The following is a 22,879-nucleotide window of genomic DNA, read 5'->3' as shown; positions in this document are numbered from 1 at the left end:
GATACCAGTGTCGATATGCTCAGAGTTTGCGGTCGACAATGCTTTGACGACCGCAAACAACTGTTTAGTTCGGCATCATTGCGCCGATTGCGTACATGCCATCCTCGCCTTGCACGAGCATGAGCGTCACCTCGTCACCGGCGGCCACCTCGCCCATCATCTGTGCGTTGTCGAGCACCGTCAGATCCATCGTCATTGCCGGCCAACCGATTTCAGGGATGGGGTCATGGCTTACATTTGCGACTCCGTCACCCATCGAATTGATCACGGCTTTGGCATGGACAGCTCCCTCCATTTGTTCATCCGACATCGGCATGTTGGAGTGATCCATGTTGTGGTTCATCTGGGCGAAACCTGCCGTCACGGTGATGCTGAGCAGAGCAAGTGTTGCTGTCAGTGTTTTCATTGGTGTCTCCATTTGTTTGGGTTGATAGTTGAATTATTCAGCGGGCAGCGCATCGGTCGGTCGCAGAACAAGGGGACCGATCTCGCGGTTCACGCGGCGCAGTGCGAGCCGCTTCCAGATCACGAAGATCGAAGGAATGACGAACAGAGTCAGTAGCGTTGCGGTGACCATTCCGCCGATCATGGGGGCCGCAATCCGCTGCATGATTTCAGAGCCGGTCCCGGTGCCATACATGATCGGGATGAGGGCCGCGAAGATCGTGGCCACCGTCATGACTTTCGGTCTGACCCGCAAAACGGCACCTTCGAACACCGCGTCTTCGATATCGTCACGGGTCAGCTTGCGTGTTTCGGACTGGGCCAGTTTTCGCCGCTTTTCCCAAGCAAGGTTGAGGTAAAGCAGCATGACGATAGCCGTCTCGACAGCTACACCCGCAAGGGCAATGAAGCCAACCAGCACGGCAATCGAGATATCGAAACTGAGATACCACAGGAACCAGACGCCCCCCGCGAGTGCCACCGGAAGGGCAGCAAGGATGATGCCGACCTCGATTACCCGATTGAAGGCGAGAAACAGCATCAGCGTGATGATCAACAAGGTCGCGGGTGCCACGATGGCAAGCCTGTCCTGCATCCGCTCGATATACTCGTACTGACCGGACCAAGTCAGAGAGTAGCCGGGTGGCAAGTCTACAGTCTCAGCAACGACCTTCTGGGCTTCAGCCACGTATCCGCCCAAGTCTCGCCCGGCGATGTCGATGAAGACGAAACCTGTCCGCCTTGCATTCTCTGAACGGATCATGCCAGGCCCATCAACGATGCGGATATCCGCGAGGGCCGTTAGAGGTACATGTGCGCCGGAAGGTGTGACGACCGGCAGGTTTTCGAGCCGCTCGGGGCTGTCGCGCCACGCCTGCGGATAGCGCAGGTTGATAGGGAAACGCTCGAGACCTTCAACCGACTCTGAGACCTGCATCCCGCCGATCGCAGTCTGCACAACATCCTGCACATCCCGGACACTCATCATGTACCGCGCGGCAGCGTCCCGCTTCACGTCAATTTCGATGAATCGACCGCCGACTGGTCGTTCTGCATAGGCGGACGCCGTGCCTTCGATCTCCGCGACAGCGCGTTCAACCTCTATCCCGATCTGCGTAATCACATCGAGATCGGCCCCCGAGACCTTCACACCAACTGGTGTGCGGATCCCGGTTGCCAGCATATCGATGCGGTTTTTGATGGGCTGGATCCAAACATTTGTGACACCCGGCACCTGGACCGTCCGATCAAGCTCGTCGCGGATTTTCTCCATCGTCATGCCGGGACGCCATTCTTCTTCCGGCTTCAGCTGGATCGTTGTCTCGACCATCGTCAGGGGCGCGGGATCGGTTGCCGTCTCAGCCCGTCCCACCTTGCCGTGAACAGTTTCGACCTCCGGAATGGTTGCGATCAGTCGATTGGTCTGTTGGAGAACTTCGCGCGCTTTTCCTGTCGATATGCCCGGGTAGAAGCTGGGCATGTAAAGGAAGTCGCCCTCATTCAGCTCCGGCATGAACTCTGAACCAAGGCGCTGATAGGGATACCACATCGAGGCGACCAGCGCACCGGCCAGCAAAGTGGTGGCCCAAGGCCATGCGATCGCCGCATCAAGGAACGGGCGATAGATGAAGACAACCAGCCTGTTCAGCGGGTTCTTCCGTTCAGGCAGAATCCGCCCTCGAACGAAGTACCCCATCAAGACTGGCACGAGCGTGATCGACAAGATCGCCGCGGCGGCCATCGCGTAGGTTTTGGTATAGGCGAGTGGAGAGAATAGCCGCCCCTCCTGGTTTTCCAGCACGAAGACAGGGAGGAAGCTTACCGTGATGATCGCGAGGGAATAGAAGAGTGCCGGGCCGACCTCGGCCGCACATTCCTGCACGATCCGCCATCTGTTCTCTGCGGTCAGTTTTTCCTTTTCCAGTCTTCGGTGCATAGCCTCGATCATGACAATAGACGCATCCACCATTGCCCCGATCGCGATGGCTATGCCGCCAAGGGACATGATATTGGCGTTCACGCCCTGTGCTTTCATCAGGATGAACGCGGCGAAAATTCCCAATGGCAGCGACAGCAGGATCACCAGCGAGGATCGCAGGTGCAGCAGGAAGGCGGCACAGACCAGAACCACCACAATGAATTCCTGCGTTAGCTTCTTCTGCAGGTTTTCGATGGCCCGCTCGATGACGCCTGACCGGTCGTAGGTCGTTATGATCTCAACGCCGTCCGGCAGGTTGGGCCTCAACTCCTCAATGCGCTCTTCGACCGCTTTGATTGTCGCAAGAGCGTTGCCACCCCAACGCAGGACCACGACGCCTCCGACGGCGTCCCCTTCCCCATCAAGTTCTCCGACGCCGCGCCGCATCTCCGGTCCCAACCGAATGTCCGCAACGTCCCCAAGGGTGAGTGCCGCGCCGCGGTCGTTGACCATAAGAGGCGCGCTTGCCAGATCCGACAGCTCATCGATGTAACCGGACGAGCGGATCATGAACTCCGCTTCGCCCATCTCGATGACGCTCCCGCCGGTTTCACGATTGGCTGCTTGGATCGCGTTCCTGAGCTGGGCCAGCGTGATGTCATAGGCTCGGAGTTTGTTGGGATCGACCACAACCTGGTATTGTTTGACCATGCCGCCGATGGTGGCGACCTCGGACACACCATCCACGGCCTGCAATTCGTATTTCAGGAACCAGTCTTGGAGCGTTCTAAGTTGGGCCAGATCATGATTTCCGGTTCGGTCAATCAGCGCGTATTGGTAGATCCATCCCACGCCCGTGGCATCCGGTCCTAGCTGCGGTGAGACCCCCTCCGGCAAGCTGCCTGAAATCTGTCCAAGATATTCCAGCACGCGCGATCTGGCCCAGTAAAGATCCGTGCCGTCTTCAAAAACGACATAGACAAAGCTGTCGCCGAAGAAAGAAAATCCACGGACGTCCTCGGCACCGGGCACTGCAAGCAGGGCCGTCGCGAGCGGGTATGTTATCTGGTTTTCTACGACCTGGGGTGCCTGTCCCGGATAGGGTGTGCGGACAATGACCTGTACATCGGACAAGTCCGGAATGGCATCTACCGGTGTTTCGCGGATGGCCCAAATGCCTGCCGCACCCATCATGAACGCCAGAGCAACAATGACGAACCTGTTGGCGAGCGAGATGCGTATTATCGCCGGGATCATTGCGTCACGCTCCCGTCAACGGTCACATCCAAGAGCGTCATCGAGAAGTCAGGGTTTCGCCTGAGGATGAGTGTCACGTCGGTCCCGATGGGTAGTCGAGATGCCTCAACCTCCTCTGACAATGGAAAATCCATCGTCATGCCCGGCATCCCAATTTCGACCATGGGGCCATGGGTGATGTTTGCCGTCCGTGCGGCACCGTCGATGGAGTTGATCTGACCTGTGACCTGCATGGGTGGAGGGACCACTTCAGCCGCGGCCAGAACCATATTCATTCCATCCGGACGCGCAAAGGTCAGCGTCATTTCGGCGTCTGTCGGCAAGGATGCTGGATCAATTGAGGGATCAATCGGGAAGTCCATGGTCATCCCGGGCATCCCGATTTCTTTCATCGGCCCATGGCTGATCGTCGCTTTGAGCGCCGCGGCGTCCACAGCGTTGATGGTGCCGGTCGTGACAATCGGGGCGGCGGCAGGGGTCACCGGTTCGGCCGCAGCCAAAACCATGTTCATCCCGTCCGGGCGCGCGAAGGTCAGCGTCATTTCCGCGCCGGTCGTCAATGCAGTCGCATCCAGGGCTGGATCGATGGGAAACTCCATCGTCATCCCGGGCATGCCGATTTCAGCCATCGGACCATGCGTGATCGTCGCTGTCCCATTCTCGGCGTTCAACGCATCAATGGTCCCAGAGACGACGATTGGTGCAGCCCCTTCCGCGGGCTCCTCTTCTGGCTCCATCGCGGCGACGGACTCTGCGCCTTCCGCACGGACTGCTATGACAGAGAACATTCCGCCGTCGTCCGCTGCCAAATCAAACTCAATAGGTGCATCAAGCGGCACTGCGTCGAGATCGACACCAACCACCGGTAGATCCATGGTCATGGCGGGCCAGCCAAGCTCAGGGATTGGACCGTGCTCAAGGGTCAATTTGCCGTCTGGCGTGACGGCCAGAGCCATCCCGGTTCCCGTGCCAGCGATGCCATCATCAGGCGCAAGCTCCATCAAACTGAGAAGCCCGTCGGCACCTCTTGCAGCAAGAAAGGCAACCTCGTCACCCGCATTCAGCCGGTCAAGCGAAACATCAGCCCTTACGGGAAACTCGGACGTCATCGCCGGCCAGTCCAGGCTCTCGAGCGCGTCATGGCGAACGCGCGCGACCCGGGTTTCGTGGTCGAGATCGACGAGAGTACCTTTGCCGCGGGCAGGCTCCGCTTCCGTCGGTGCCATACGCATGAAGCCGGCACTCAGAGCGCTTTCGCTGTCGATCAGGAATTGTGCGGAGGCAACCACCTCCTCGCCGGGCCCAATCCCTTGCAAAATCTCGGTCCGTCCACCTTCGCCGAAACTGTCGCGCAATCCTGTGGTCACCAGTCTGGGCTTGAAGGTCCCCTCACCCGTTTTCAGAATGACCCGTTCCGCTGATCCGGTGCGGATCACGGCCTCTGACGGTACGGTCAATACAGTCCGTGTTTCTGTCGGTATCAAGCTGACGCTCCCGAACATGCCGGGACGAAGGACACCATCGGAGTTGTCGAACCTTAGCCTTACAGGCAGGGTCCGGGTCTGAGGGTCCAGCTCGGGATAAATATAGTCGATCTCACCTTCGAAACTGCGTCCCGGAAGATGTTCGAACTGAGCGACCGCTCGCATATCGTCCGAGAGTCTGGCGATGTCACGTTCGAAGACGTCGACGATGAGCCAGACTTGAGACAGATCCGCGACTGAAAACGCAAGCGTACCGGGTTGCAAGTACATCCCATCGGCAGCGTTCAAGGCGATCACGACGCCGTTCTGAGGAGCTTCAATCTGGATGTTGCGGACAAGCTCTCCACCAGCTTCAATTTCTTCGATCTGACGGGCAGACATCCCATGGCTAAGCAACTTGCTGCGCGCCCCGTCGAGAATTCGCGGGTCACCTGCCTCAACAGCGCGAACCAAATCGCCCGTTGCGGCCGCAACAACCGGTGAGAACAGCTCAAACAGGACCTGCTGCCCTTCGACGCGGTCGCCCACGGCCCGCACTTTGAGCTTCTCGATCCACCCTTCGACGCGGGTATGCACGTGGCTGGTCAAGTGCTCATCATATCCGACGAACCCAACAGTCTCGATTCGAGGCTCGACCTCCGTCATCCGCGACAGCGCTGTGCGCACCCCAATTGCGTTGATTTCAGCGGCATCCAGCGTGACTTCCGAAGGATCCCCCGAAGGCTCTTCGCCCTCGTACACAGGAACCAGGTCCATCCCCATGGGTGATTTACCCGGACCGGGTTGCCGGAAGTTCGGGTCCATCGGGGCAACCCAATAAAGGATTTCAGGCCCGGTGGATCCGGCCTGTGCCACCGGGTTCAAGTAAAGCCGTTCAAGGAATATTCCGCCGCCAACGCCGGCAGCGAGAGCAAGGACTGAAAGTGCCGCGTATCTTCCACGCATAGAAATCGTCTCCTGACGGCTGCACCGGATGCAGCGATCGCATGATCAAAAAGTCCGCGTAGGCGGACAGCGAAATGTCAGGAGTGTTGGGGTGGTCGGTCGGGGACGAGCGGCTCTCGGGTTGAGTGTGCCTCAAAAAGCCTCATCTCAGCCGGTGGAGCTGCGGCGCTTTCGTCACTCAGATCGGCAATGGTATCTTGGTAATCCATGACGCAGCACAGACAGGTGAGGCATCCGTCGCTGTGCCCAGCGTGAGCATCTTTTTTGTCGTCCGACATGTCATGTGAATGATGCGCATGGATGTTCCCGAGCGATCCGTCGACGATATGAAAACTATGCTCCGCGCCGCTGAACTCTTCTCCGAACGGCATGGCTTGGGTTCCGACGACGGTGATCGTCAGACACACAAGGGCAAGACATGCCGATCGCAGGAAAAAGAACGCGTTCGAAACCATGAGCTTGAGATAGCGCTCTCCAGAAGTTGCGGCAATCGGAGCGGGACAGAAAGATTGTATCAGTTTGTAAAGTTGACCTTTTCCAAGACTTCACACTACGACGTTTAGGGGGGACACGGTGAGATCAGACTTCCGATGGATTCAAAAAAACGGTCAACACTTTTGACGATCGGGGCGGTCATCGCAGGGTACGCGGCCCTGCGCACAGTTCCGTCGCTGCTTCCGGAAAAACTGGAGCTGCAGGCGCTCGATAGTCCAGCTGGATTTCGAAAGTATGTTGCGGGTGAGACGTCAGGCGGCTTCGATCCGTTTGTAGGCCTTGGCACGGCGGACAGCACCGAGGTGGCAGCGCAGAAAGCAGCAGCTTTGCAGCGTGTTTCCGAGAATATTTGTTCGGCCCTGTACGGTGGTCTGAGTCCTACGCCTACCCAGGTCCCGATGGCGTCGTTCTCGGATTACTATTGCCCCTTTTGCCGGGTGCAGACCAAACGGTTGGCCGACATGACGAGCGAGATGCCGGACAGAATTACAGTGGCCTGGCACGAGTTGCCGCTCCTCGGCGATACGTCGAATCTCGCGGCTAAAGCGGCTTTGGCAGCGAAACGGCAAAATGCCTATGTCGCCTTTCATGAACGGCTGATGAAATCCCCTTTCCAGGCAACGCCAGAATATCTCTCGCGCCTCGCCACTGATCTTGGCGTCGATAGCGAGAAATTGGTTGCCGACATGCAGAGTGCTGCGATCGCGCGCGAATTGGAGGACAGCGCGGCTCTTGCACGCGTGTTCGCCTTTGTCGGCACGCCGGCCCTCGTGATCGGCCGGACCGTCGTCCAAGGTCAGATCAGCGACAATATGGTTCGGGAAATCATCGCGCTGGAGCGCGAAGAGGGTTGGCGAGATGTCTGCACGGCTGCATAGGCTGGAAGGCTCGCCCCAAGATGTCTTGGCGTTTGTCGTCCATCGACTGTGGAGACAATATGGATAGGCGGTGTTTCTTCCTGCTTGGCTCGTCGTGGGTCGTGGCCCCGCAGTTCGTCGCGGCCGCGACCCGCACGATCTGGTCGGCTGCCGAGACTGCCGACGCATTGGCGCAGAACAGGGTTTCCCTGATCGATGTGCGATCGCGGCCTGAGTGGATAGAAACGGGCGTCGCAAAAGATGCATGGCCGATCAGCATGCATGAACCGGGATTCGAGCACCGCTTGTTCGCCGCACGCGATTTCTCAGGCGAGAAACCCATTGCTCTGATCTGCGCCACCGGAGGGCGCAGTGGCCACCTTTTGAGCGCCTTGAAGCAAGCTGGATACACGGGCTTCATCGATGTCTCAGAAGGGATGCTGGGATCACCGAAGGGGCCAGGCTGGATCGCACGCGGATTGCCCGTGATGGATATGGAGGCGGCGTTGGCAAGCCTGCCTGACACTTTGCGTTGATCGCATGCTCATCAAAATGACGGTCCGCGTCTTTCGCTTCGGAGTTTGGCCTCTGCTCCTCCTTCTTGGTTGCGTCGGCCTTTTCCTATCCGATGCCGCCAAGGCTGCCGAATCCGAGGGCTTTTCAAACCCCGCCGTAACCGCGCGTCTGATCTCGGCCGAAGACGGGATTGCGCCAGATGCCGCCTCGGTTTCACTTGGATTGGCTTTGGAGTACGGCGAGGGTTGGAAAGGATACTGGCGCACGCCCGGTGAGGTTGGCCTAGCGCCGGAGATCGACTGGACTGGTTCGACCAATCTGAAATCTGCGGAGCTGCTCTGGCCCGCGCCGGAACGTTTCGAGGCCTTCGGAATCGAGAACTTTGGCTATTCGGGTCAGGTTGTCTTGCCGATCCGCGCGAGACTTGAAGACGCCGGGCACCCTCTGAAACTGCGTGCCCGTGTGTCCTTGCTGACATGTTCGACTGTCTGTGTGCCCCATGACTTCGATCTTTCACTCGCCCTGCCTCAAGGTACCGGAATCGACACAAACTCGGCAGGCCAGATTGCCACCTATGCCGAACGTGTTCCCGCGGCACTCGAGAACAGCGACATCAGGATATCGGCCACGGCGCTCGATGCCCGCGCCTCTGCTCTTGTCGTTGTGGCAACGAGCGATACGCCGTTCGGTAAAGTCGACGTGTTCCCGGAATTCGGGCCCCTTGTGACCTTTGGCAAACCAGATATCCGATTGGATCGCGATAGGACGGAACTCTGGGCACAAATACCGATCAACGCCTGGACCGAAAAGCACACAGAGCCTTCGGTGACGATCACAGACACCGCACGTGCAATCACGGCGCCGATCACGCTTACCTCAAATCCCCCTGCCCCACCGTTTTCAAGCGCGAACCCTCGAACGAGTCTGCTGAAGGTCGTGGCGGTCGCCGCCATCGCCTTTCTCGGGGGTCTGATCCTGAATGTCATGCCCTGCGTGTTACCCGTTCTATCGATCAAGCTCACATCTGTTTTGAAGGCAACCGGTCAAACCCGGCAGATGACGCGCAACGGGTTCCTGTTTTCAGCTTTGGGGGTACTGACATTTGTCTGGGCGCTTGCGGTTACCTTACTATTTCTTCAATGGATCGGAGTGTCCGTCGGCTGGGGTATACAGTTCCAGAATCCGGTCTTCGTGACGCTGATGTTCATGGTCATCGCCGTCTTTGCCGCCAATCTCTTCGGTGCATTCGAGATAACCCTGCCCGCGGCCCTTCAAGACCGCCTGGGTGCCAGCGGTGCCCGATCCGGGTATGTCTCAGACTTTGGCACCGGACTGCTTGCGGCCATCCTCGCTACACCGTGTTCCGCCCCGTTCCTCGGCACCGCGATCACCTTTGCGCTCGCGGGCACACCAATGGACGTGATAGTGGTTTTCACGGCGCTCGGTCTTGGACTGGCCCTCCCCTACCTCGTCATTGCCGCACGTCCCGAGTTGGTCACACGACTGCCCCGGCCCGGGCGATGGATGCTTCTGGTCAGGATCCTTCTTGGCGGTCTGTTGCTGGCAACAGCCGCATGGCTCTTGTTCGTTCTTGTCGGCGTGGCAGGTGGACGGGCAGCTGCCTTTGTCTCGGTACTCACAGCGGTGTTCATCGTCGCTGCATCAATCCCACGCGCAAACCAGTGGGTACGGCGTGCGGTTCTTAGTGGTTGTGTTCTTCTGGCAGTTTTCGGGTCGGGTCTCATCTCGTCGCCTGTCCGCATGACTGTGTCGGTCGATGCAATGTCCCATTGGCAGGATTTCGATCCCCTCGGCATCGCTCGGCACGTCTCCGAAGGGCAGACCGTCTTCGTCGATGTGACTGCAGATTGGTGCCTGACCTGTAAAGCCAACAAGTCTCTCGTGCTCAACAGGGATCCAGTGCGTGCGCGGTTGCGCGGCGGTTCCGTGATTGCAATGCAAGCGGATTGGACCCGCCCGGATGACAGCATCGCGCGGTTTCTCGAGCGGTATGACCGCTACGGCATTCCGTTCAATATCGTCTTCGGGCCAGGGGCGCCTTCCGGCATTGCTCTCCCGGAGATACTGACGCCACAGCTGGTGCTCAATGCACTCGACACTGCTTCTGTGCGCAGTCTCGCGTCTGAATAACACCATTTCTTACGCTGGAATTCCTTTGGTTATCTCAAAATCACAAGTCCAACGCTGAAGGTTTTCTAAATCAGATGCGTTTTCAGGGGAGGTTCTTCAACTCACCAGAGAGATCCTTCAAGATCGGGCAATCCGGTCGGTGGTCTCCGTGACAGGCCTCGACGAGATGGGACAGGGTCTCGCGCATTTCCTGAAGCTGCGCGATCTTGTCGTCGATTGCGCCCAGGTGCTCTTCAGCGATGGTCTTCACCTGGGCGCTTTCCCGCGTTTCATCCTCGTAGAGGCTCAAGAGATTGCGGCAATCCTCAATCGAGAAACCGAGCGCGCGCGCGCGACCCAGGAATGCAAGCTTGTGCAGATCGGTCTCGCGGAACGCGCGGTATCCGTTGCCGCTGCGCTGCGGCCTGACCAGGCCGATATCCTCATAATAGCGGATGGTTTTGGGCGGGATGCCGGACCGCTCTGCAACTTCTCCAATGTTCATAGTGCGATCCTCCTATTCTGCCGGTTGGGTCAGTGCAGTGATCCGTGGTGCGGCGGTGTCTCTGTCTTCACGCAAGGCCGGTGCGATGCGGCGTAGACGCAGCGCGTTTGTCAGAACCGATACTGATGACAGGGCCATCGCACCCGCCGCAAAGACCGGGGAAAGAAGCAAACCAAAGGCCGGATAGAGAACGCCGGCGGCGACCGGGATGAGCGCGACATTGTAGCCAAAGGCCCAGACGAGGTTCTGGCGAATGTTTGACATGGTGCGCCTGGAAACCTCGACCGCATTCACCACGCCGCGCAGATCGCCTGACATCAAGACCACATCGGCGGATTCGATAGCGACATCGGTTCCGGTGCCGATGGCGATGCCGACATCCGCATGGGCCAGAGCCGGCGCATCATTGATGCCGTCGCCCACGAAAGCGATCTTTCGGTCTCCTGCACGCAGATCGTCGAGGGCTGCGACCTTGCCATCTGGCAGGACTCCCGCGATGACATGGTCGATTCCGGTCTCGCGAGCGATGGCCTCCGCGGTCTCGCGTTTGTCTCCGGTGATCATCGCAACCTTGAAACCGCGCGTGTGCAGAGCTGCGATGGCCTCCTGGCTGGCGGGTTTTACGGGATCCGCCACGGCGATCACTGCGGCCAGTTTGCCGTCGATAGCCGCATAAAGCGCTGTCCGGCCCCGCCCTGCCAGCTCGGCTTCCGTTTCGACCAAGGCGGCGATTTCAATCCCTTCGCGGGACATATAACGGTCCGCGCCTACCATCACCTCCTGACCTTCGACGGTCGCGGCGACACCGTAACCGGTGATCGAGCGGAAGCCCGTGGCATTCGGAGCGGCGATCCCTTCGGCCCGCGCGCCGCGGACAATGGCTTCGGCGATGGGATGCTCAGACTGGGCCTCAACAGCGGCGATCAGGCTCAGCACTTTGTCTCGGTCAAAACCGTCGGCGGTGACCAGATCGGTCAGCGACGGCTGGCCTTCGGTGACAGTCCCCGTCTTGTCGAGTGCGATGACATCGACTTCGGACAAGGCCTGGAGCGCATCCCCCTTGCGAAACAAGACTCCCATCTCTGCGGCGCGCCCGGTGCCCACCATGATCGACGTGGGTGTGGCCAAGCCCATGGCGCAGGGACAGGCGATGATCAGAACCGAGACGCCGGCGACCAACGCGAAGGTCAAAGCCGGGTCCGGCCCGACAAGCAACCAGATCACGACCGTGAGTGCCGCGAGCACCATGACGGCAGGCACGAACCACAGGGTCACGCGGTCCACTAGTCCCTGGATAGGCAGCTTGGCACCTTGAGCCTCTTCGACCATGCGGATGATCTGCGCGAGTGTGGTATCCGAACCGACCCGAGCGGCCTTGAATGTCAGGCTCCCGGTGCCGTTGACGGTCCCGCCTGTGACAGCGGCACCAGCGGTTTTCTGCACCGGCACGGGCTCTCCGGTAATCATGCTCTCATCGACATTACTCGACCCCTCGGTCACCTCGCCATCCACGGGGATCCGCTCACCCGGTCGGACAAGGATCACATCGCCGACGGCGAGTGCGTCGACATCGACCTCCGCCGTTTCACCGCCCCGAATGACGCGCGCGGTGCGGACCTGCAGGCCCAGCAAAGCCTGAATCGCTGCGCCGGTGCGGCCCTTGGCGCGTGCTTCGAGCCATCGGCCAATCAGAATAAGGACGACGATGACCGCAGCGGCCTCGAAATAGACCGCGCGCACACCCTCAGGCAAAAGTCCGGGAAGAAAGGTTGCGACCACCGAATATCCCCAGGCCGCGCCGGTACCGACGGCGACGAGGCTGTTCATGTCAGGCGCGCCTTTGAAAAGCGCGGGATACCCCTTTGCGTAGAAATGGCGTCCCGGTCCAAAGAGGACGAGTGTTGCGAGGACAAACTGGATGATCCAAGACGTTTGAAAACCAATCGTCGTCATCACCAAGTGATGAAATGCCGGAATAAGGTGGGAGCCCATTTCTAGGATGAAGACCGGGAGCGTTAGAATTGCCGCCAAAAGAACGCTGCGACGCAGTCCGTCGGCTTCTTCTGCCTTGCGTGCGACGCGAGACTGGCTCGCCTGCGCCTCTGCAATGTCGGCGGGATAACCAATCGCCGCCGATGCGGCCTTCAAGTCGCCCAAGGACACCGCGCCCTCGAGATACTCGACCGTCGCCGTTTCTGCCGCTAGGTTCACGCTGACGGAAAGCACTCCGGGCACGTCCGCCAGTGCCTTGTCCACCCGTCCGACGCAGGATGCGCAGGACATGGACGCAATGTTCAAGGTGACCTTGGATGTCCGCGCGGGATACCCCAAGGAGGCAAGCGTCTGCGTGGCGTCGGTAAGCCGAGACGGATCATCCAGCGAAAGGCGCGCCGTTTCGGATGCGAGGTTTACGGCAACATCAGAAACCCCGTCGAGCCCCGCCAGAGCCTTTTCAACACGCCCCACGCAGGATGCACAAGTCATGCCTTCGATGCTGAGCGTTGTTTGACTGATGTCGGTCATGGCTTGTTACCTCGATTGCGTACTCGAGGCAGATATAGGGCTTCCAGTCACTGGAAGCTCAAGGGGTTTATCGGAGATTTCTTTTTCAACCGGCACAGCATCAACCTACAGTCTCGCTAACCCCCTGTTTCCGATTGAAATGTATCGATTTGTAAGCTTGTCGCACGAGCGATTGGTGCGCTACCCCCGAGGTAGGAGTACGTTCGATGAATATGTCAGATCAAGAAAAGCAGCCGCAGAATTCAAAGATGATGCACGTCGGCATGTTGGTGTGCTGCGCGGTGATGCTGCTTCCGCTGCTTGTTTTCTTTGCCCGAGGCGGCTCGTTTTCTGGCTTGCAGGATAGTTTGGGCGTTTTGGCCCCAATCGCCCTTTGCCTCGGCGCACATGGCGTGATGTTCTTCTTCATGGGGAAGTCCTGTCATGGAGGCAGCAAGTCATCGGATAGCAACGCACCCGTGCCCTCAAAAGCCCCTGTTCCAACATCGACGGATGCTTGACCTTCCACCCACTGGAACCCTTAGTTCCTACGAGTGAGAAGAGGATACACCATGAAATTTCACGTCCCAGAAATGAGCTGTGGCCATTGCGTTGCTGCTATCGAAAAAGCGGTCAAAGCCGCAGACCCGTCAGCAACCATCCAGACGGATTTGGCTGCACACACGACAGAGATCGACTCGACAGTCTCCTCGGCTGCCCTGCTTAATGTTCTTGCGGAAGCCGGCTATCCTGCGACCTCTCTGGGAGAAGGTCCGGAGGATTGAAGAGCCGGATGAACACGATCTTGAAGGCATCGGGCCTGATCTTCTGGGCGTTTCTGTTGACCGGATGTTCCACAACACCCGTGGTCGATGCGGACGGTGCCTTCATCGAATTACCTGAACCACTCGTGGGTCTCGCTGCGCCATATCAAAACCTCAACAAGGTTCGGCTTGATCCGAATGACAATTGTTTTTGGTATCTTCACAACGGCCCAGTTGAAGCGACCTGGTTGCCGCTCAGAACGCCACAAGGCAATCCAATCTGCCAAGCGGTGAACTAGGTCAAGACGCTTTGAGCAACATCAAGATGCTCCATTAGCCCCCGATCGCATCTTCAGGCGGATACAGGTGAGCGGTTTTGCCCGTTTCCACGTTGGGATAGAGATCGTTGATATGTGCCATGATCATGCGCACGCAACCCGAACTCGCCCGACCTCCGATCGAACGCGGCTCAGGCGATCCATGAATACGCAGATAAGTGTCCCGGTTGCCCACATAGAGATAAAGCGCACGGGATCCCAATGGGTTGGTTGGCCCCGCGTCCATCCCCTCCGCATGCTGTGCATAAAGATCCGGGTCGCGTTCGATCATGTCGTCCGTTGGACGCCAAGTGGGCCACTTGGCTTTTCGCCGGATCGTGTAGACACCCGGCTCGTACAATGTCCCGCTTGCGATGGCCACGCCATAACGCATCGCCGTGCTTCCGTTCGGCTCGATATGGTACAAGTAGCGCGCAACGGCATCGACATGAATGTCACCCGGCACGAGGCCCGCGTTTGCCTCCACCCGAACAGGAAGGAACCGCGGATGAATCCCCCACGGATTGGAAGTCGAGGGGTCATAACTCGGAGGCGTGACTTGCGCATCCCAGACATCCCACATTGCGCGCGGCGACGTGGGCGCTGCCGATATCGGCGTGGCGAGCGGTGCCGAAAAGAGCATTGCAGACCCTGCCACAAAATGCCGACGCGTCAGTTTGACCATATAAGTACCTCGTCCACTCGTTTTGACTGTGTCCGTTCGCCAAATTTCGGGAAACTATTGACCTGCGGCGCGCGCTTCCTGCGCAAGACGGATCATCTGATCGGCCTCGATGACCCCCGGAACCAGTGCGTCTCCGATCACAAAGGATGGTGTGCCATTGAAGCCGAGCGCGCGGCTCATCTCCATTGACGCCGCGATATGGGCATCGATCTCAGGCGCCTGCATGTCCCGTCGCAGCTGCGCGACATCCAAACCAATTTCCTGCGCAACCTGGATGACGGACGCTTCCTCGGCTCGGCCCTGCATGCCCATCAGTGCCCAGTGAAACTCTTCGTATTTGCCCTGCTCTCGCGCGGCCAATGCGGCGCGCGCGGCAAAAACGGAGCCGTCTCCGAGGATCGGCCACTCACGATAGACCAGCTTGACGTTGGGGTCTTCGTCCAACAGCGCTTCGATATGCGGCTTCACCCGGCGACAATAGGGACAGTTGTAGTCGAAGAACTCCACAACTGTGACGTCGCCCTCGGGATTTCCGAGAACCGGTGCGTTTGGGTCGCTCTCGAGAAGATCGCGATTTTCGGAGAGGACGCTCGCTGCTGCGGCCGCCTGCCGCTCCTGTTCACGCCGTTCAATGATCTGAACCGCCTCGAGGACAATCTCTGGGTTTTCCCGGATGGCCTCCAGAACCAATTCCTTAACCCGGTCTTCGCTGAGCGCGTCGGCATGAGACGTCAGTGGTGCAAGCAGAAGGGCGACCAGTGGCATTGCCATTGCGATCTTCATGAGAGTTCTCCTAGTTCACCGGCACACCATGGGTGCGCGCGTACTGCATATCCTGTATTTCCTCGGGCCAGGTCGACTTGATGTACCCGAGGACATTCCAGATTTCCTGGTCGGAAAGTTGGTCGCCGAAACCGGGCATGCCGCTGTCGAACTCCATGCCCTGAGCGGCCATCACCTCTCGACCGCCAAGCTTTGTGTAGTCGAACAGAACCTGGTCGCTGTGATGCCAGGTGTGACCCGTTTCATCATGCGGTGGTGCGGGTAGCCGGCCGTCCTCGCCCGGACTCCGCCAGTTCTCCTGACCTTCCAGATTGACCCCATGGCACGCGGCACATGTCTCAGCATAGAGCGCCTTGCCGGCGACAAGATCGACGCTCTCCGGCATCACGCCGCTTTGGACATCATCGGCAGACCCGGTCCAGACATAGGCCGCCGCTCCAAGTGCTGCCAGGACACCAATGCCGAGGATGGCCGCCAGACCCTTCATGCCACATTGACCCATGTCATCATACCGGATGCCGCGTGCGACAGCATATGGCAATGCAGCAGCCATTTGCCGGGGTTATCTGCCACAAAGGCGATGTCGCGCATTTCGCCCCGGTCGAGCAGCGTTGTGTCGCGCAGCGCGCCGAGGCTGCCATCGGGTGCGATCTCGTGAAAATGCATGCCATGAAGATGCATGGCATGCGGAAACGATGTGTCATTGGTGATCTTCAGCCGAACGGTTTCGCCACGCGACAACTCCGCCAGTGCTGGAACATCCATGCCACCCACCGCGCCATTGAAGGCCCAGAAGTTTCCTGTCTCCATCATGTCGCGCATCGAAGACATCCGACCACCCATCATGGCACCGCGCATGCCGCCCATGGCCCCCCCTTCCATCAGCAATGCGATGTCCCTTGCCGATCCCAAATCGGGCATGGCATGGGCATTCGGCGGCAGGGGTTGAGGCGTTCCGCGCCGCGCGCTTGTACCGTCGCCTGTCACCTCGAAGGCCACTTGAGAAAAGCTTTCATCACGGCTCAATTGCACGATATGGCCCGCGCTACCTACCTCTGCGGTCACGTCGACGATCAGGTCCACCCGTTGTGCCGACGAGAGCAGGAATGGGCCTTCCACAGGTTGCGGTGTGGCCAGCGGCATCCCGTCCATGGCCACAATCCAGCCTTCGAGCCCCTCCAGCGCGAGTTGGAAAATCCGGGCGTTCGATGCATTGATCAGCCGCAGGCGCAGTCGCTCATGCCGTTTCACATGCTTCGCGAGATTGTAGACGCCGTTCGTTGTTATGTAGTTTCCAAGGCGCCCGGCATGGCTAAGGTCATGCATCGCACCAAAAGTATCCGCGATCTGGGCAGTCTCTGGATCGATGCGCCAATCGTCGAGGATCAGGACCTCTTCATGGTCGATATCGATCGGCTCCGGCTCTTCGACGATCAGCGCACCCTGAAGACCACGTGCGACCTGCTCGAACGAGCGGTTGTGCGCGTGATACCAATAAGTGCCCGCGTCGGGGACAACGAAATCATAGTCAAAGCTGTCCCCGGGGCGAATGGCGTCCTGCGTCAGACCCGCCACCCCATCCATCGCATTGTCGATGCGGATCCCGTGCCAATGGGTCGATGTCGGATCGGGTAACTCATTGACAATACGTCTCTGTACCCGCGCGCCTTGCGTAACCCGGATTTCAGGGCCCGGCGCGATACCATCGAACCCCCAGATCTGTGTTTTTCCGTAGTCATCAGGCAAAAGCTGTATATCTGCGATCCGGGCTGTCACCGCGCGCATGTCTGTCTGCGCGAGCAGTGAATTCGGCATGCACACCAAACCGGCAGCACTCATGCGAAGGAAGTCGCGTTTTGAAAGTTTCATGATGGCACCGTTAGGATTGAGGTGAAAACAGCCGTGGCAAGCAAGATGACACCGATACAAACCCATTCGAGAGAAATCGATCTTGCAAGGTGCGGCCCAGCTTTGGGATCACCGCTCTGCAAAGCGGGCACAAGCCGTGTTTTGTTGATGGCGGCAAGGGCCAGAAGCAGCGTCACGACGGCAATCTTTGCCAGAAGTGTCAAACCATAGCCAGTGCCGAGGAGCGCGGAAAACGATCCCACCAGTCGCCACGTCATCACCACGCCAGCAAGCAGCAGCAGCGGGACCGCAACAGATGCGACCTGGCCAAAGCGATGTCCAAGCACGGCAGCAACTCGCAATGTGTCCGCAGACCCCGAAAGCTTTTGGAGCGGAAGAAGGACGCCGATCCAGAAGGCGGCAACGATCAGATGACCGAACAAGACGGTCTGAAACCACAGACGATCTTCGCTGGCGACATGACCGATCTCGCAAAAACTCCAGATTGCCAAGAAACTGCCCAAGAGCGCCACCCAGAGCCACCGCCCCCCGATTACCACGCCGGTCAGGAGAGCCCCCAAGCCCAGAAGCCGCAACAGCAAAGCGTCTCCGGGCGGGGTTTCCCAGAGCAACGCAAGGATCGTCAGATCCGTCATGCCCGAAGCCTCATCCATGAGCACTGCGCCCCGCACGGCAAAACCGAGCAATGACATCGCAGCCGCCAGAAGAGCAAAGAAGACGGCCCAGGCACGCAAGAAACGGTCGAGCCCAGCCAACTGCTCGTGAAAGACTTGGCGACTCAGTATCAGCCCGGCACTCGTGAGGATGCCGAGATAGAGCAAAAACTTTGTGGCAATCGCAGCCTGACCCCAGATATCCGGCACCACTCACTTCACTTCAAATGAGAAGACACCGTTCATGGGGTGTCCATCAACACCAAGTCCGCGCCATTCGATTTGATACATGCCCGACCCCATTGGCGTCAGAGGAAGTGTGAACTCTTTGACAAAGCCGGATTGATTGCCGAGGTCGAGAGCCTCGGTGTGCGCCTCTGCATGGGTCATTTCGACTTTCGTCAGTCGCATCCCATCGTTGAAGCGCAATCCAATCGTCTCGGGTACGGCGTCAAGAATGGCCCCGTTTGCAGGCGTCATGCTTTCCTTTTCCGAGTGGGCGAGTGCTTGCGCGCTGGTCAGCGCCAAAAAAATTGTCAGTACGACTCTGTACATCACGGATCGTCCTTCGTCGGTTATTCGGGTTAGTTTATACCATTTGCACGTTGCAACTCACGCACATAGGCCACGATCATCTTCACATCACCATCCGTGACACCTTCGACCGGCGGCATGTTTCCAAAGCGCCAATGATGCGCACGAACACCATTCTTGGCCGCCAGAAGGAAGGCGGCATCCCCATGGTGGCTGGGTTCGTAGATCTTGTGCACCAGAGGAGGCGCCACACCGTCCTGCCCGGCGGCATTTGTGCCGTGGCAGGCCGCACATTTCGCCTCGTAGGCCAATTTGCCGATCTCCGCATTCGCGGACAGCGTTTGCGGTAGAATGACGTCGACCATGGGACTGTAGGTGCGAGACGCGTCATCCTCGCTCGTTGCCACGTCATTATCGGTTGGTCCTGTCCACCAGAAGCCAATGGCAAGAACCACCGCAAGGGCGATGGAAATGATCACGTAACGCCCCATCAGATCAACTTGACCTGCGTTCCGACCGGTGTCCGATTGTAAACCTCAATGATATGTTCGTTGTAGAGGCCGATGCAGCCGCTGGAGGAACGACGACCAATTTTGCGCGTATCGTGTGTTCCGTGAATGCGATAGTATTGCCATGTCAGGTGCAGCGACCGCACCCCGAGCGGATTGTCCGGACCCGGCGGCATGTAGGCTGGCAAGGATGGATCGCGTTCGCGCATAGATGGCGTGGGCGTCCAATCCGGCTCGGGATCTTTGAAGACGATCTCAGTATAGCCTCGCCGCGTCAGCTCATCCGTCATTGGAACAGATGTCGGATAGAGAAACATTTCACCATCAGCGGTCCACTGCTGAAGCGCCCGGGAATTGGTATCCGCAATAATGATGCCTTTGCCCAGACGATCGAAGTGGTCTTGCCAATCGTGGGTTCTGAAGCTTGAAGCGTTACGCCGTACCGGTGCGCGTGTTTCGGCGCGCAGCACCGAAGGCGCGAACAGGAGCGTCGCACCGATGCCGCCGATCAGCTGACGACGTGACCGAAAGGGTCGATTTCTTGCCTGCATGGCTCTGCCTCGTCTCCATGTCGAACGCCTTGTTTTCTATCGAAGATCAGCAAGCGGCGAAACGCAGGGAGAGCCAGAATTTTGTAAGGTTATGTATCAACCCACCGGTTGGACGGCGAGCCTAGGCCTTTTTGATCGGGGCCGAAAATCCGGTTTCGGCCCGCGTCTCGGGATGCTCGTACGAGGATGTCAACGCGGCTTGATCCGCAGTCACGGGCAATACAATCTTTGCACAGAGCCCACCCTCCGCGCGGTTCGACAGAGTGATCGTGCCGCCGTGTTGCAGAACGATGCTGCGAGCGATTGAAAGGCCCAGCCCATGGCCACCGGTTTCTAGGGAGCGCGATCCCTCAAGGCGCAGGAAGGGCTGAAACACATCGCCTAAGCGGTCGTCAGGGATCCCGGGTCCATCGTCTTCGACCAAAATCTCGACGCTGCCGTCAGAAATGCGCCAGGATAGCGTCGGGTTGCACCCGTATCGCCCCGCATTGTCGATGAGATTGCGCAAGGCACGGCGCAGCGCCTTGGGCTTGATCTGCACCATTGCCTCGGGTCCTCGGCGTACGTCCAACGCAGTGTGGGTCGCGTCCCGAATGTCGATCAGAAACGTGCCAATCTCAATTGGCTGCAGGGCTTCGTCCTGACCCACACCGCGTGCATAGGCCAGTGTGGCCTCAACCATATCCTGCATCTCGTCGAGAGAGGCCGTGATGCCGGTCTTGGTCTCCGCATCCTCCACCATCTCGGCATGAACCCTGAGCGCGGTGAGTGGCGATCTCAAGTCGTGGGCCAGGGCGGCCAGCATCTGCGTCCTGTCCGTTACAAAGCGGGCCAAGCGCGTTTGCATGTCATTGAAAGCCGTTGTCAGGTTCCGCACTTCATTTGGGCCAACCGGCGTGAGGGGGCCCTGCCCGCCACCACGCCCGAATTCCTCGGCGGCAGCGGCGAGATCATTCAGGGGCCGCGTCAGGCGCGTGAGCAGAAACCAGAAGATCGCCAGCAGCAACACGGCAGCCGTCAGCACAAAAGACAGCGTGGAAGCCCAGGACCATTGTATCGGCGGCCGCTCGAACCGGGTGGCGACGTTCAACCATTGGCCCCCGGCTATGGCGATTGAGACCTCCATCTCGAGCGCCGCCAGAGTTCCCTGCATCATCTCGGCATGCATTTCCGCCATTTCCGGCGAAAGGTTCGGCAACGGCAACAGCCCCTGTTCAATCTCGTGCACTTCGACCCGGATATCGCGGGTGTAGCCATCGTTCAAAAGCGCTCGAATGCGCGCTTCGATCGCTCCGTTCTCATCATGATGGGAGTGCGTCACAGCAGGGGTGTCGCCGAGATCGAAGCGTACAAGGGGCGAGTTTGCCGCCGCTACGATATCCTCATGCAACGTCGGCGGTGCCTCCTCGATCAGACGGGCGACGTTTGCCGCGCGTCCGGCTGCCTCGCTGCCGATGGCCGCTTGCACGGCAAGCGACCGTTCATCGACGAAAAGCCAGAGCCCCACGACCTGCGCAACGAAGAGGACCACCACCACCAAAAAGGCGATCTGTGAGCGGAACCCCATCTGCATCAGGCCTCGATCTCCACATCACAGCTCAGACAATACCCGCCATTGCGGACCGTCGATATGATCCGAGGGCGAAGCACATCGGGTTCGATTTTCCGGCGCAGGCGCGAAACCTGATTGTCGATGGTACGATCAAATGGTCCGGCGACACGGCCGGCGCTCAACTCCAGAAGTTCATCCCGACCGATCACCGCCCGAGGACGCTCCAGCAAGACCGTCAGCAGCTTGGCTTCCGCTGTGGTCAGTGCATTGACCGTGCCATCGGGGCAAATGACATGACTGGCGTCGTGATCAAAAGTGATCCCGGCAAACACGGCTCGCTTGCCTGCAAATGTTCCGCCATGGGGCGCGTATCCGTCTCCCGCGCGACGCAGGATCGCATTGATCCGGGCCAGAAGCTCGCGCGGATTGAAGGGCTTGGCCAGATAGTCATCTGCGCCGGTGTCGAGCCCTTTGATCCGAGCGTCATCGTCGCCGAGCGCCGTCAGCATGAGGATCGGGGTATGCTGCTGCTCTCGGCGCAACCGTGCGCAGGCCGCGAGCCCGTCTTCTCCCGGCATCATGATATCGAGTACGATCAGATCGAATTTGCCCTCGCCCAATCGTTCATCCATCTCACCCGCGCTTTTGGCTCCCGTCGCGCGCAGCCCATTTTTCTCCAGGTAGCGCGTCACCGAGTGCCGGATCTCTGCATGATCATCGACGACCAGGATATGCGCCGATGACGCCATCAGCGATCAGTCTCCGCAAATCGGCCCGTCTGGCCGTTCGGCCGTCTGTTCCATAGATCAATCTCCATAACACGCAGAATAGATTGTTCTTTCGGGAAAGACCCGCACTTCGTTTGTCGCAATATGTATCAATAGACCTGACATGTCTTGACCCTCCAGCTGCTGGAAGCCCCATCTGACGCGTCATGACCGGCGTAAGACCAGACATATCGGGGCAACATCCCTCCCACTCAGCGCATCGGACCATGGCGGCACCCGCTTGGATCGGATTTGCGCTTTTTGTGGTCACAATGCCCGCCCACCTCCTCCTGGAACAGGCAGACTCGCTTGCCTTGGCAGCGGTCACACTGGCCCTGATCGGCGGGGCCTATATCGGGTTCGGTGCCGCCGATGGCCGTCGCTCCGTGTTCTGGTCTGAGCTGGCGGTTGCTCTCGTCTTTGGGGCGGCGGCCGTAGCGGGTCTCCTTTGGCATTGGGCAGCCTTGCCTCTGGGTCTCGCGCTCCATGCGCTGTGGGATCTTGCCCATCACAATGCGGTCCGCCTTGCCCGGGTCCCACGCTGGTACATCCCGTTTTGCGTCGTCTTTGATCTAATGGCGGCAGCCTTTCTTGTGCTGCTTTATACAAGGTAGGCCATGGTGCGTGTCGTTGTTCTCGTCCTTCTGGGGCTGGTGCTCCTCGTTTTGGCGCGTCCGAACCTGGTGGGCCTCGACATCGATCTGCCGGAGCGCGATGACCTGCGGCGCTGGATCGATGCTGCTGGTTTTCTTGGCCCGGTTCTGGTCGTGGCGCTTATGACGTTGGCAATCGTGGCCAGCCCCCTGCCCTCGGCGCCGATCGCGCTCGCGGCTGGGGCCGCC

Annotated in this window: 23 protein-coding genes and 1 pseudogene; 8 read left to right on the top strand and 16 right to left on the bottom strand. The window is 59.1% G+C overall.

The genetic code is table 11. The annotated features are described in order from the left end of the window. Positions 1-64 precede the first annotated feature (64 nt). The 4 genes from ACP15N_RS18090 to ACP15N_RS18075 all read right to left on the bottom strand — a co-directional run bounded on the left by ACP15N_RS18090 (position 65) and on the right by ACP15N_RS18075 (position 6,503). Entirely contained in the window at positions 65-406 is a 342-nt protein-coding gene (locus tag ACP15N_RS18090) for a copper-binding protein (protein WP_424968380.1), read from the bottom strand. 33 nt (positions 407-439) lie between these two features. Then, positions 440-3,619 carry an efflux RND transporter permease subunit gene (locus ACP15N_RS18085; RefSeq protein ID WP_425093747.1) on the bottom strand — a complete coding sequence of 1,060 codons (3,180 nt, stop codon included), beginning with the start codon at positions 3,617-3,619 and terminating at the stop codon, positions 440-442. Next, entirely contained in the window at positions 3,616-6,048 is a 2,433-nt protein-coding gene (locus ACP15N_RS18080; protein WP_425093746.1) for an efflux RND transporter periplasmic adaptor subunit, read from the bottom strand. The genes ACP15N_RS18085 and ACP15N_RS18080 overlap by 4 nt, the downstream gene beginning before the upstream one ends. Before the next feature lie 77 nt (positions 6,049-6,125). Beyond that, positions 6,126-6,503, bottom strand: coding sequence for a hypothetical protein (locus ACP15N_RS18075; RefSeq protein WP_425093745.1), 378 nt, complete (start codon positions 6,501-6,503; stop codon positions 6,126-6,128). A 162-nt stretch (positions 6,504-6,665) separates the two neighbouring features. Here ACP15N_RS18075 and ACP15N_RS18070 point away from each other — a divergent pair, with 162 nt between their 5' ends. From ACP15N_RS18070 to ACP15N_RS18060, 3 genes are read left to right on the top strand one after another with little or no spacing between them, the layout of a single operon-like run. Next, entirely contained in the window at positions 6,666-7,421 is a 756-nt protein-coding gene (locus tag ACP15N_RS18070; protein WP_425093744.1) for a DsbA family protein, read from the top strand. Positions 7,422-7,480: 59 nt separating this feature from the next. Continuing rightward, positions 7,481-7,936, top strand: a complete 456-nt coding sequence (locus ACP15N_RS18065) for a rhodanese-like domain-containing protein (RefSeq protein WP_425093742.1) — start codon at positions 7,481-7,483, stop codon at positions 7,934-7,936. Positions 7,937-7,940: 4 nt separating this feature from the next. Then, positions 7,941-10,067, top strand: coding sequence for a protein-disulfide reductase DsbD family protein (locus ACP15N_RS18060; RefSeq protein ID WP_424968463.1), 2,127 nt, complete (start codon positions 7,941-7,943; stop codon positions 10,065-10,067). 82 nt (positions 10,068-10,149) lie between these two features. On the opposite strand, the gene cueR is transcribed toward ACP15N_RS18060, so the two are convergent. Together cueR and ACP15N_RS18050 are read right to left on the bottom strand one after the other, a co-directional pair. Then, a complete protein-coding gene (cueR, locus tag ACP15N_RS18055; protein WP_424968462.1) occupies positions 10,150-10,551 on the bottom strand; it encodes a Cu(I)-responsive transcriptional regulator in 402 nt (133 codons plus the stop codon). Positions 10,552-10,563: 12 nt separating this feature from the next. Next, a complete protein-coding gene (locus ACP15N_RS18050; protein WP_425093741.1) occupies positions 10,564-13,074 on the bottom strand; it encodes a heavy metal translocating P-type ATPase in 2,511 nt (836 codons plus the stop codon). A gap of 206 nt (positions 13,075-13,280) precedes the next feature. Between ACP15N_RS18050 and ACP15N_RS18045 the strand changes: the two genes are divergently transcribed. From ACP15N_RS18045 to ACP15N_RS18035, 3 genes are read left to right on the top strand one after another with little or no spacing between them, the layout of a single operon-like run. Further along, on the top strand, positions 13,281-13,574 hold the full coding sequence (locus tag ACP15N_RS18045; RefSeq protein ID WP_424968460.1) for a DUF2933 domain-containing protein: 294 nt from the start codon (positions 13,281-13,283) through the stop codon (positions 13,572-13,574). A 51-nt stretch (positions 13,575-13,625) separates the two neighbouring features. Further along, a complete protein-coding gene (locus ACP15N_RS18040; RefSeq protein ID WP_424968459.1) occupies positions 13,626-13,838 on the top strand; it encodes a heavy-metal-associated domain-containing protein in 213 nt (70 codons plus the stop codon). 8 nt (positions 13,839-13,846) lie between these two features. After that, a complete protein-coding gene (locus tag ACP15N_RS18035; protein WP_424968458.1) occupies positions 13,847-14,116 on the top strand; it encodes a hypothetical protein in 270 nt (89 codons plus the stop codon). Positions 14,117-14,150: 34 nt separating this feature from the next. Here the strand turns inward: ACP15N_RS18035 and ACP15N_RS18030 are convergent, their stop codons facing one another. The 10 genes from ACP15N_RS18030 to ACP15N_RS17985 all read right to left on the bottom strand — a co-directional run bounded on the left by ACP15N_RS18030 (position 14,151) and on the right by ACP15N_RS17985 (position 22,019). Beyond that, positions 14,151-14,819: a L,D-transpeptidase gene (locus ACP15N_RS18030; protein WP_425093740.1), complete on the bottom strand. Its 669-nt coding sequence runs from the start codon at positions 14,817-14,819 to the stop codon at positions 14,151-14,153. 54 nt (positions 14,820-14,873) lie between these two features. Further along, positions 14,874-15,602 (bottom strand): DsbA family protein, encoded by a 729-nt coding sequence (locus tag ACP15N_RS18025; RefSeq protein WP_424968456.1) that lies wholly within the window; start codon positions 15,600-15,602, stop codon positions 14,874-14,876. A gap of 10 nt (positions 15,603-15,612) precedes the next feature. Further along, positions 15,613-16,089, bottom strand: a complete 477-nt coding sequence (locus tag ACP15N_RS18020; protein WP_424968455.1) for a c-type cytochrome — start codon at positions 16,087-16,089, stop codon at positions 15,613-15,615. Then, positions 16,086-17,471, bottom strand: a complete 1,386-nt coding sequence (locus ACP15N_RS18015; RefSeq protein WP_424968454.1) for a multicopper oxidase family protein — start codon at positions 17,469-17,471, stop codon at positions 16,086-16,088. Before ACP15N_RS18015 ends, ACP15N_RS18020 begins: the two co-directional genes overlap by 4 nt. Continuing rightward, the gene (locus ACP15N_RS18010) at positions 17,468-18,334 is read right to left on the bottom strand and encodes a copper resistance D family protein (RefSeq protein WP_424968453.1); all 867 of its coding nucleotides are present in this window, start codon (positions 18,332-18,334) and stop codon (positions 17,468-17,470) included. The genes ACP15N_RS18015 and ACP15N_RS18010 overlap by 4 nt, the downstream gene beginning before the upstream one ends. Positions 18,335-18,337: 3 nt before the next feature. After that, positions 18,338-18,679: a copper resistance CopC family protein gene (locus ACP15N_RS18005; RefSeq protein WP_424968451.1), complete on the bottom strand. Its 342-nt coding sequence runs from the start codon at positions 18,677-18,679 to the stop codon at positions 18,338-18,340. Positions 18,680-18,708: 29 nt separating this feature from the next. Further along, on the bottom strand, positions 18,709-19,023 hold the full coding sequence (locus ACP15N_RS18000) for a c-type cytochrome (protein ID WP_424968465.1): 315 nt from the start codon (positions 19,021-19,023) through the stop codon (positions 18,709-18,711). Positions 19,024-19,148: 125 nt separating this feature from the next. Further along, positions 19,149-19,718 (bottom strand): L,D-transpeptidase, encoded by a 570-nt coding sequence (locus ACP15N_RS17995; RefSeq protein WP_424968450.1) that lies wholly within the window; start codon positions 19,716-19,718, stop codon positions 19,149-19,151. A 121-nt stretch (positions 19,719-19,839) separates the two neighbouring features. Beyond that, the gene (locus ACP15N_RS17990; RefSeq protein ID WP_425093739.1) at positions 19,840-21,291 is read right to left on the bottom strand and encodes an ATP-binding protein; all 1,452 of its coding nucleotides are present in this window, start codon (positions 21,289-21,291) and stop codon (positions 19,840-19,842) included. Beyond that, positions 21,291-22,019: a response regulator gene (locus ACP15N_RS17985; protein ID WP_424968447.1), complete on the bottom strand. Its 729-nt coding sequence runs from the start codon at positions 22,017-22,019 to the stop codon at positions 21,291-21,293. Before ACP15N_RS17985 ends, ACP15N_RS17990 begins: the two co-directional genes overlap by 1 nt. 245 nt (positions 22,020-22,264) lie before the next feature. Here ACP15N_RS17985 and ACP15N_RS17980 point away from each other — a divergent pair, with 245 nt between their 5' ends. Together ACP15N_RS17980 and ACP15N_RS17975 are read left to right on the top strand one after the other, a co-directional pair. Further along, complete coding sequence (locus ACP15N_RS17980; protein ID WP_425093738.1) at positions 22,265-22,651, top strand: DUF6010 family protein; 387 nt, start codon at positions 22,265-22,267, stop codon at positions 22,649-22,651. A gap of 3 nt (positions 22,652-22,654) precedes the next feature. Next, positions 22,655-22,879, top strand: a pseudogene (locus tag ACP15N_RS17975) (TVP38/TMEM64 family protein); the annotation flags it as partial.

Origin of the sequence: Tropicimonas sp. S265A (genome assembly GCF_049800835.1) — a bacterium.
Lineage (GTDB): Bacteria > Pseudomonadota > Alphaproteobacteria > Rhodobacterales > Rhodobacteraceae > Dinoroseobacter.
The sequence above is the reverse complement of the archived record's forward strand: the minus strand, read 5'-3'. Positions and strand labels throughout refer to the sequence as shown.

What these genes read in the sequence shown, in the direction of transcription:
- ACP15N_RS18090 (WP_424968380.1), bottom strand. Translation starts at nt 406, where the DNA reads ATGAAAACACTGACAGCAACACTTGCTCTGCTCAGCATCACCGTGACG.
- ACP15N_RS18085 (WP_425093747.1), bottom strand. Translation starts at nt 3,619, where the DNA reads ATGATCCCGGCGATAATACGCATCTCGCTCGCCAACAGGTTCGTCATT.
- ACP15N_RS18080 (WP_425093746.1), bottom strand. Translation starts at nt 6,048, where the DNA reads ATGCGTGGAAGATACGCGGCACTTTCAGTCCTTGCTCTCGCTGCCGGC.
- ACP15N_RS18075 (WP_425093745.1), bottom strand. Translation starts at nt 6,503, where the DNA reads ATGGTTTCGAACGCGTTCTTTTTCCTGCGATCGGCATGTCTTGCCCTT.
- ACP15N_RS18065 (WP_425093742.1), top strand. Translation starts at nt 7,481, where the DNA reads ATGGATAGGCGGTGTTTCTTCCTGCTTGGCTCGTCGTGGGTCGTGGCC.
- ACP15N_RS18060 (WP_424968463.1), top strand. Translation starts at nt 7,941, where the DNA reads ATGCTCATCAAAATGACGGTCCGCGTCTTTCGCTTCGGAGTTTGGCCT.
- cueR (WP_424968462.1), bottom strand. Translation starts at nt 10,551, where the DNA reads ATGAACATTGGAGAAGTTGCAGAGCGGTCCGGCATCCCGCCCAAAACC.
- ACP15N_RS18050 (WP_425093741.1), bottom strand. Translation starts at nt 13,074, where the DNA reads ATGACCGACATCAGTCAAACAACGCTCAGCATCGAAGGCATGACTTGT.
- ACP15N_RS18045 (WP_424968460.1), top strand. Translation starts at nt 13,281, where the DNA reads ATGAATATGTCAGATCAAGAAAAGCAGCCGCAGAATTCAAAGATGATG.
- ACP15N_RS18040 (WP_424968459.1), top strand. Translation starts at nt 13,626, where the DNA reads ATGAAATTTCACGTCCCAGAAATGAGCTGTGGCCATTGCGTTGCTGCT.
- ACP15N_RS18035 (WP_424968458.1), top strand. Translation starts at nt 13,847, where the DNA reads ATGAACACGATCTTGAAGGCATCGGGCCTGATCTTCTGGGCGTTTCTG.
- ACP15N_RS18030 (WP_425093740.1), bottom strand. Translation starts at nt 14,819, where the DNA reads ATGGTCAAACTGACGCGTCGGCATTTTGTGGCAGGGTCTGCAATGCTC.
- ACP15N_RS18025 (WP_424968456.1), bottom strand. Translation starts at nt 15,602, where the DNA reads ATGAAGATCGCAATGGCAATGCCACTGGTCGCCCTTCTGCTTGCACCA.
- ACP15N_RS18020 (WP_424968455.1), bottom strand. Translation starts at nt 16,089, where the DNA reads ATGAAGGGTCTGGCGGCCATCCTCGGCATTGGTGTCCTGGCAGCACTT.
- ACP15N_RS18015 (WP_424968454.1), bottom strand. Translation starts at nt 17,471, where the DNA reads ATGAAACTTTCAAAACGCGACTTCCTTCGCATGAGTGCTGCCGGTTTG.
- ACP15N_RS18005 (WP_424968451.1), bottom strand. Translation starts at nt 18,679, where the DNA reads ATGTACAGAGTCGTACTGACAATTTTTTTGGCGCTGACCAGCGCGCAA.
- ACP15N_RS18000 (WP_424968465.1), bottom strand. Translation starts at nt 19,023, where the DNA reads ATGGTCGACGTCATTCTACCGCAAACGCTGTCCGCGAATGCGGAGATC.
- ACP15N_RS17995 (WP_424968450.1), bottom strand. Translation starts at nt 19,718, where the DNA reads ATGCAGGCAAGAAATCGACCCTTTCGGTCACGTCGTCAGCTGATCGGC.
- ACP15N_RS17990 (WP_425093739.1), bottom strand. Translation starts at nt 21,291, where the DNA reads ATGCAGATGGGGTTCCGCTCACAGATCGCCTTTTTGGTGGTGGTGGTC.
- ACP15N_RS17985 (WP_424968447.1), bottom strand. Translation starts at nt 22,019, where the DNA reads ATGGCGTCATCGGCGCATATCCTGGTCGTCGATGATCATGCAGAGATC.
- ACP15N_RS17980 (WP_425093738.1), top strand. Translation starts at nt 22,265, where the DNA reads ATGGCGGCACCCGCTTGGATCGGATTTGCGCTTTTTGTGGTCACAATG.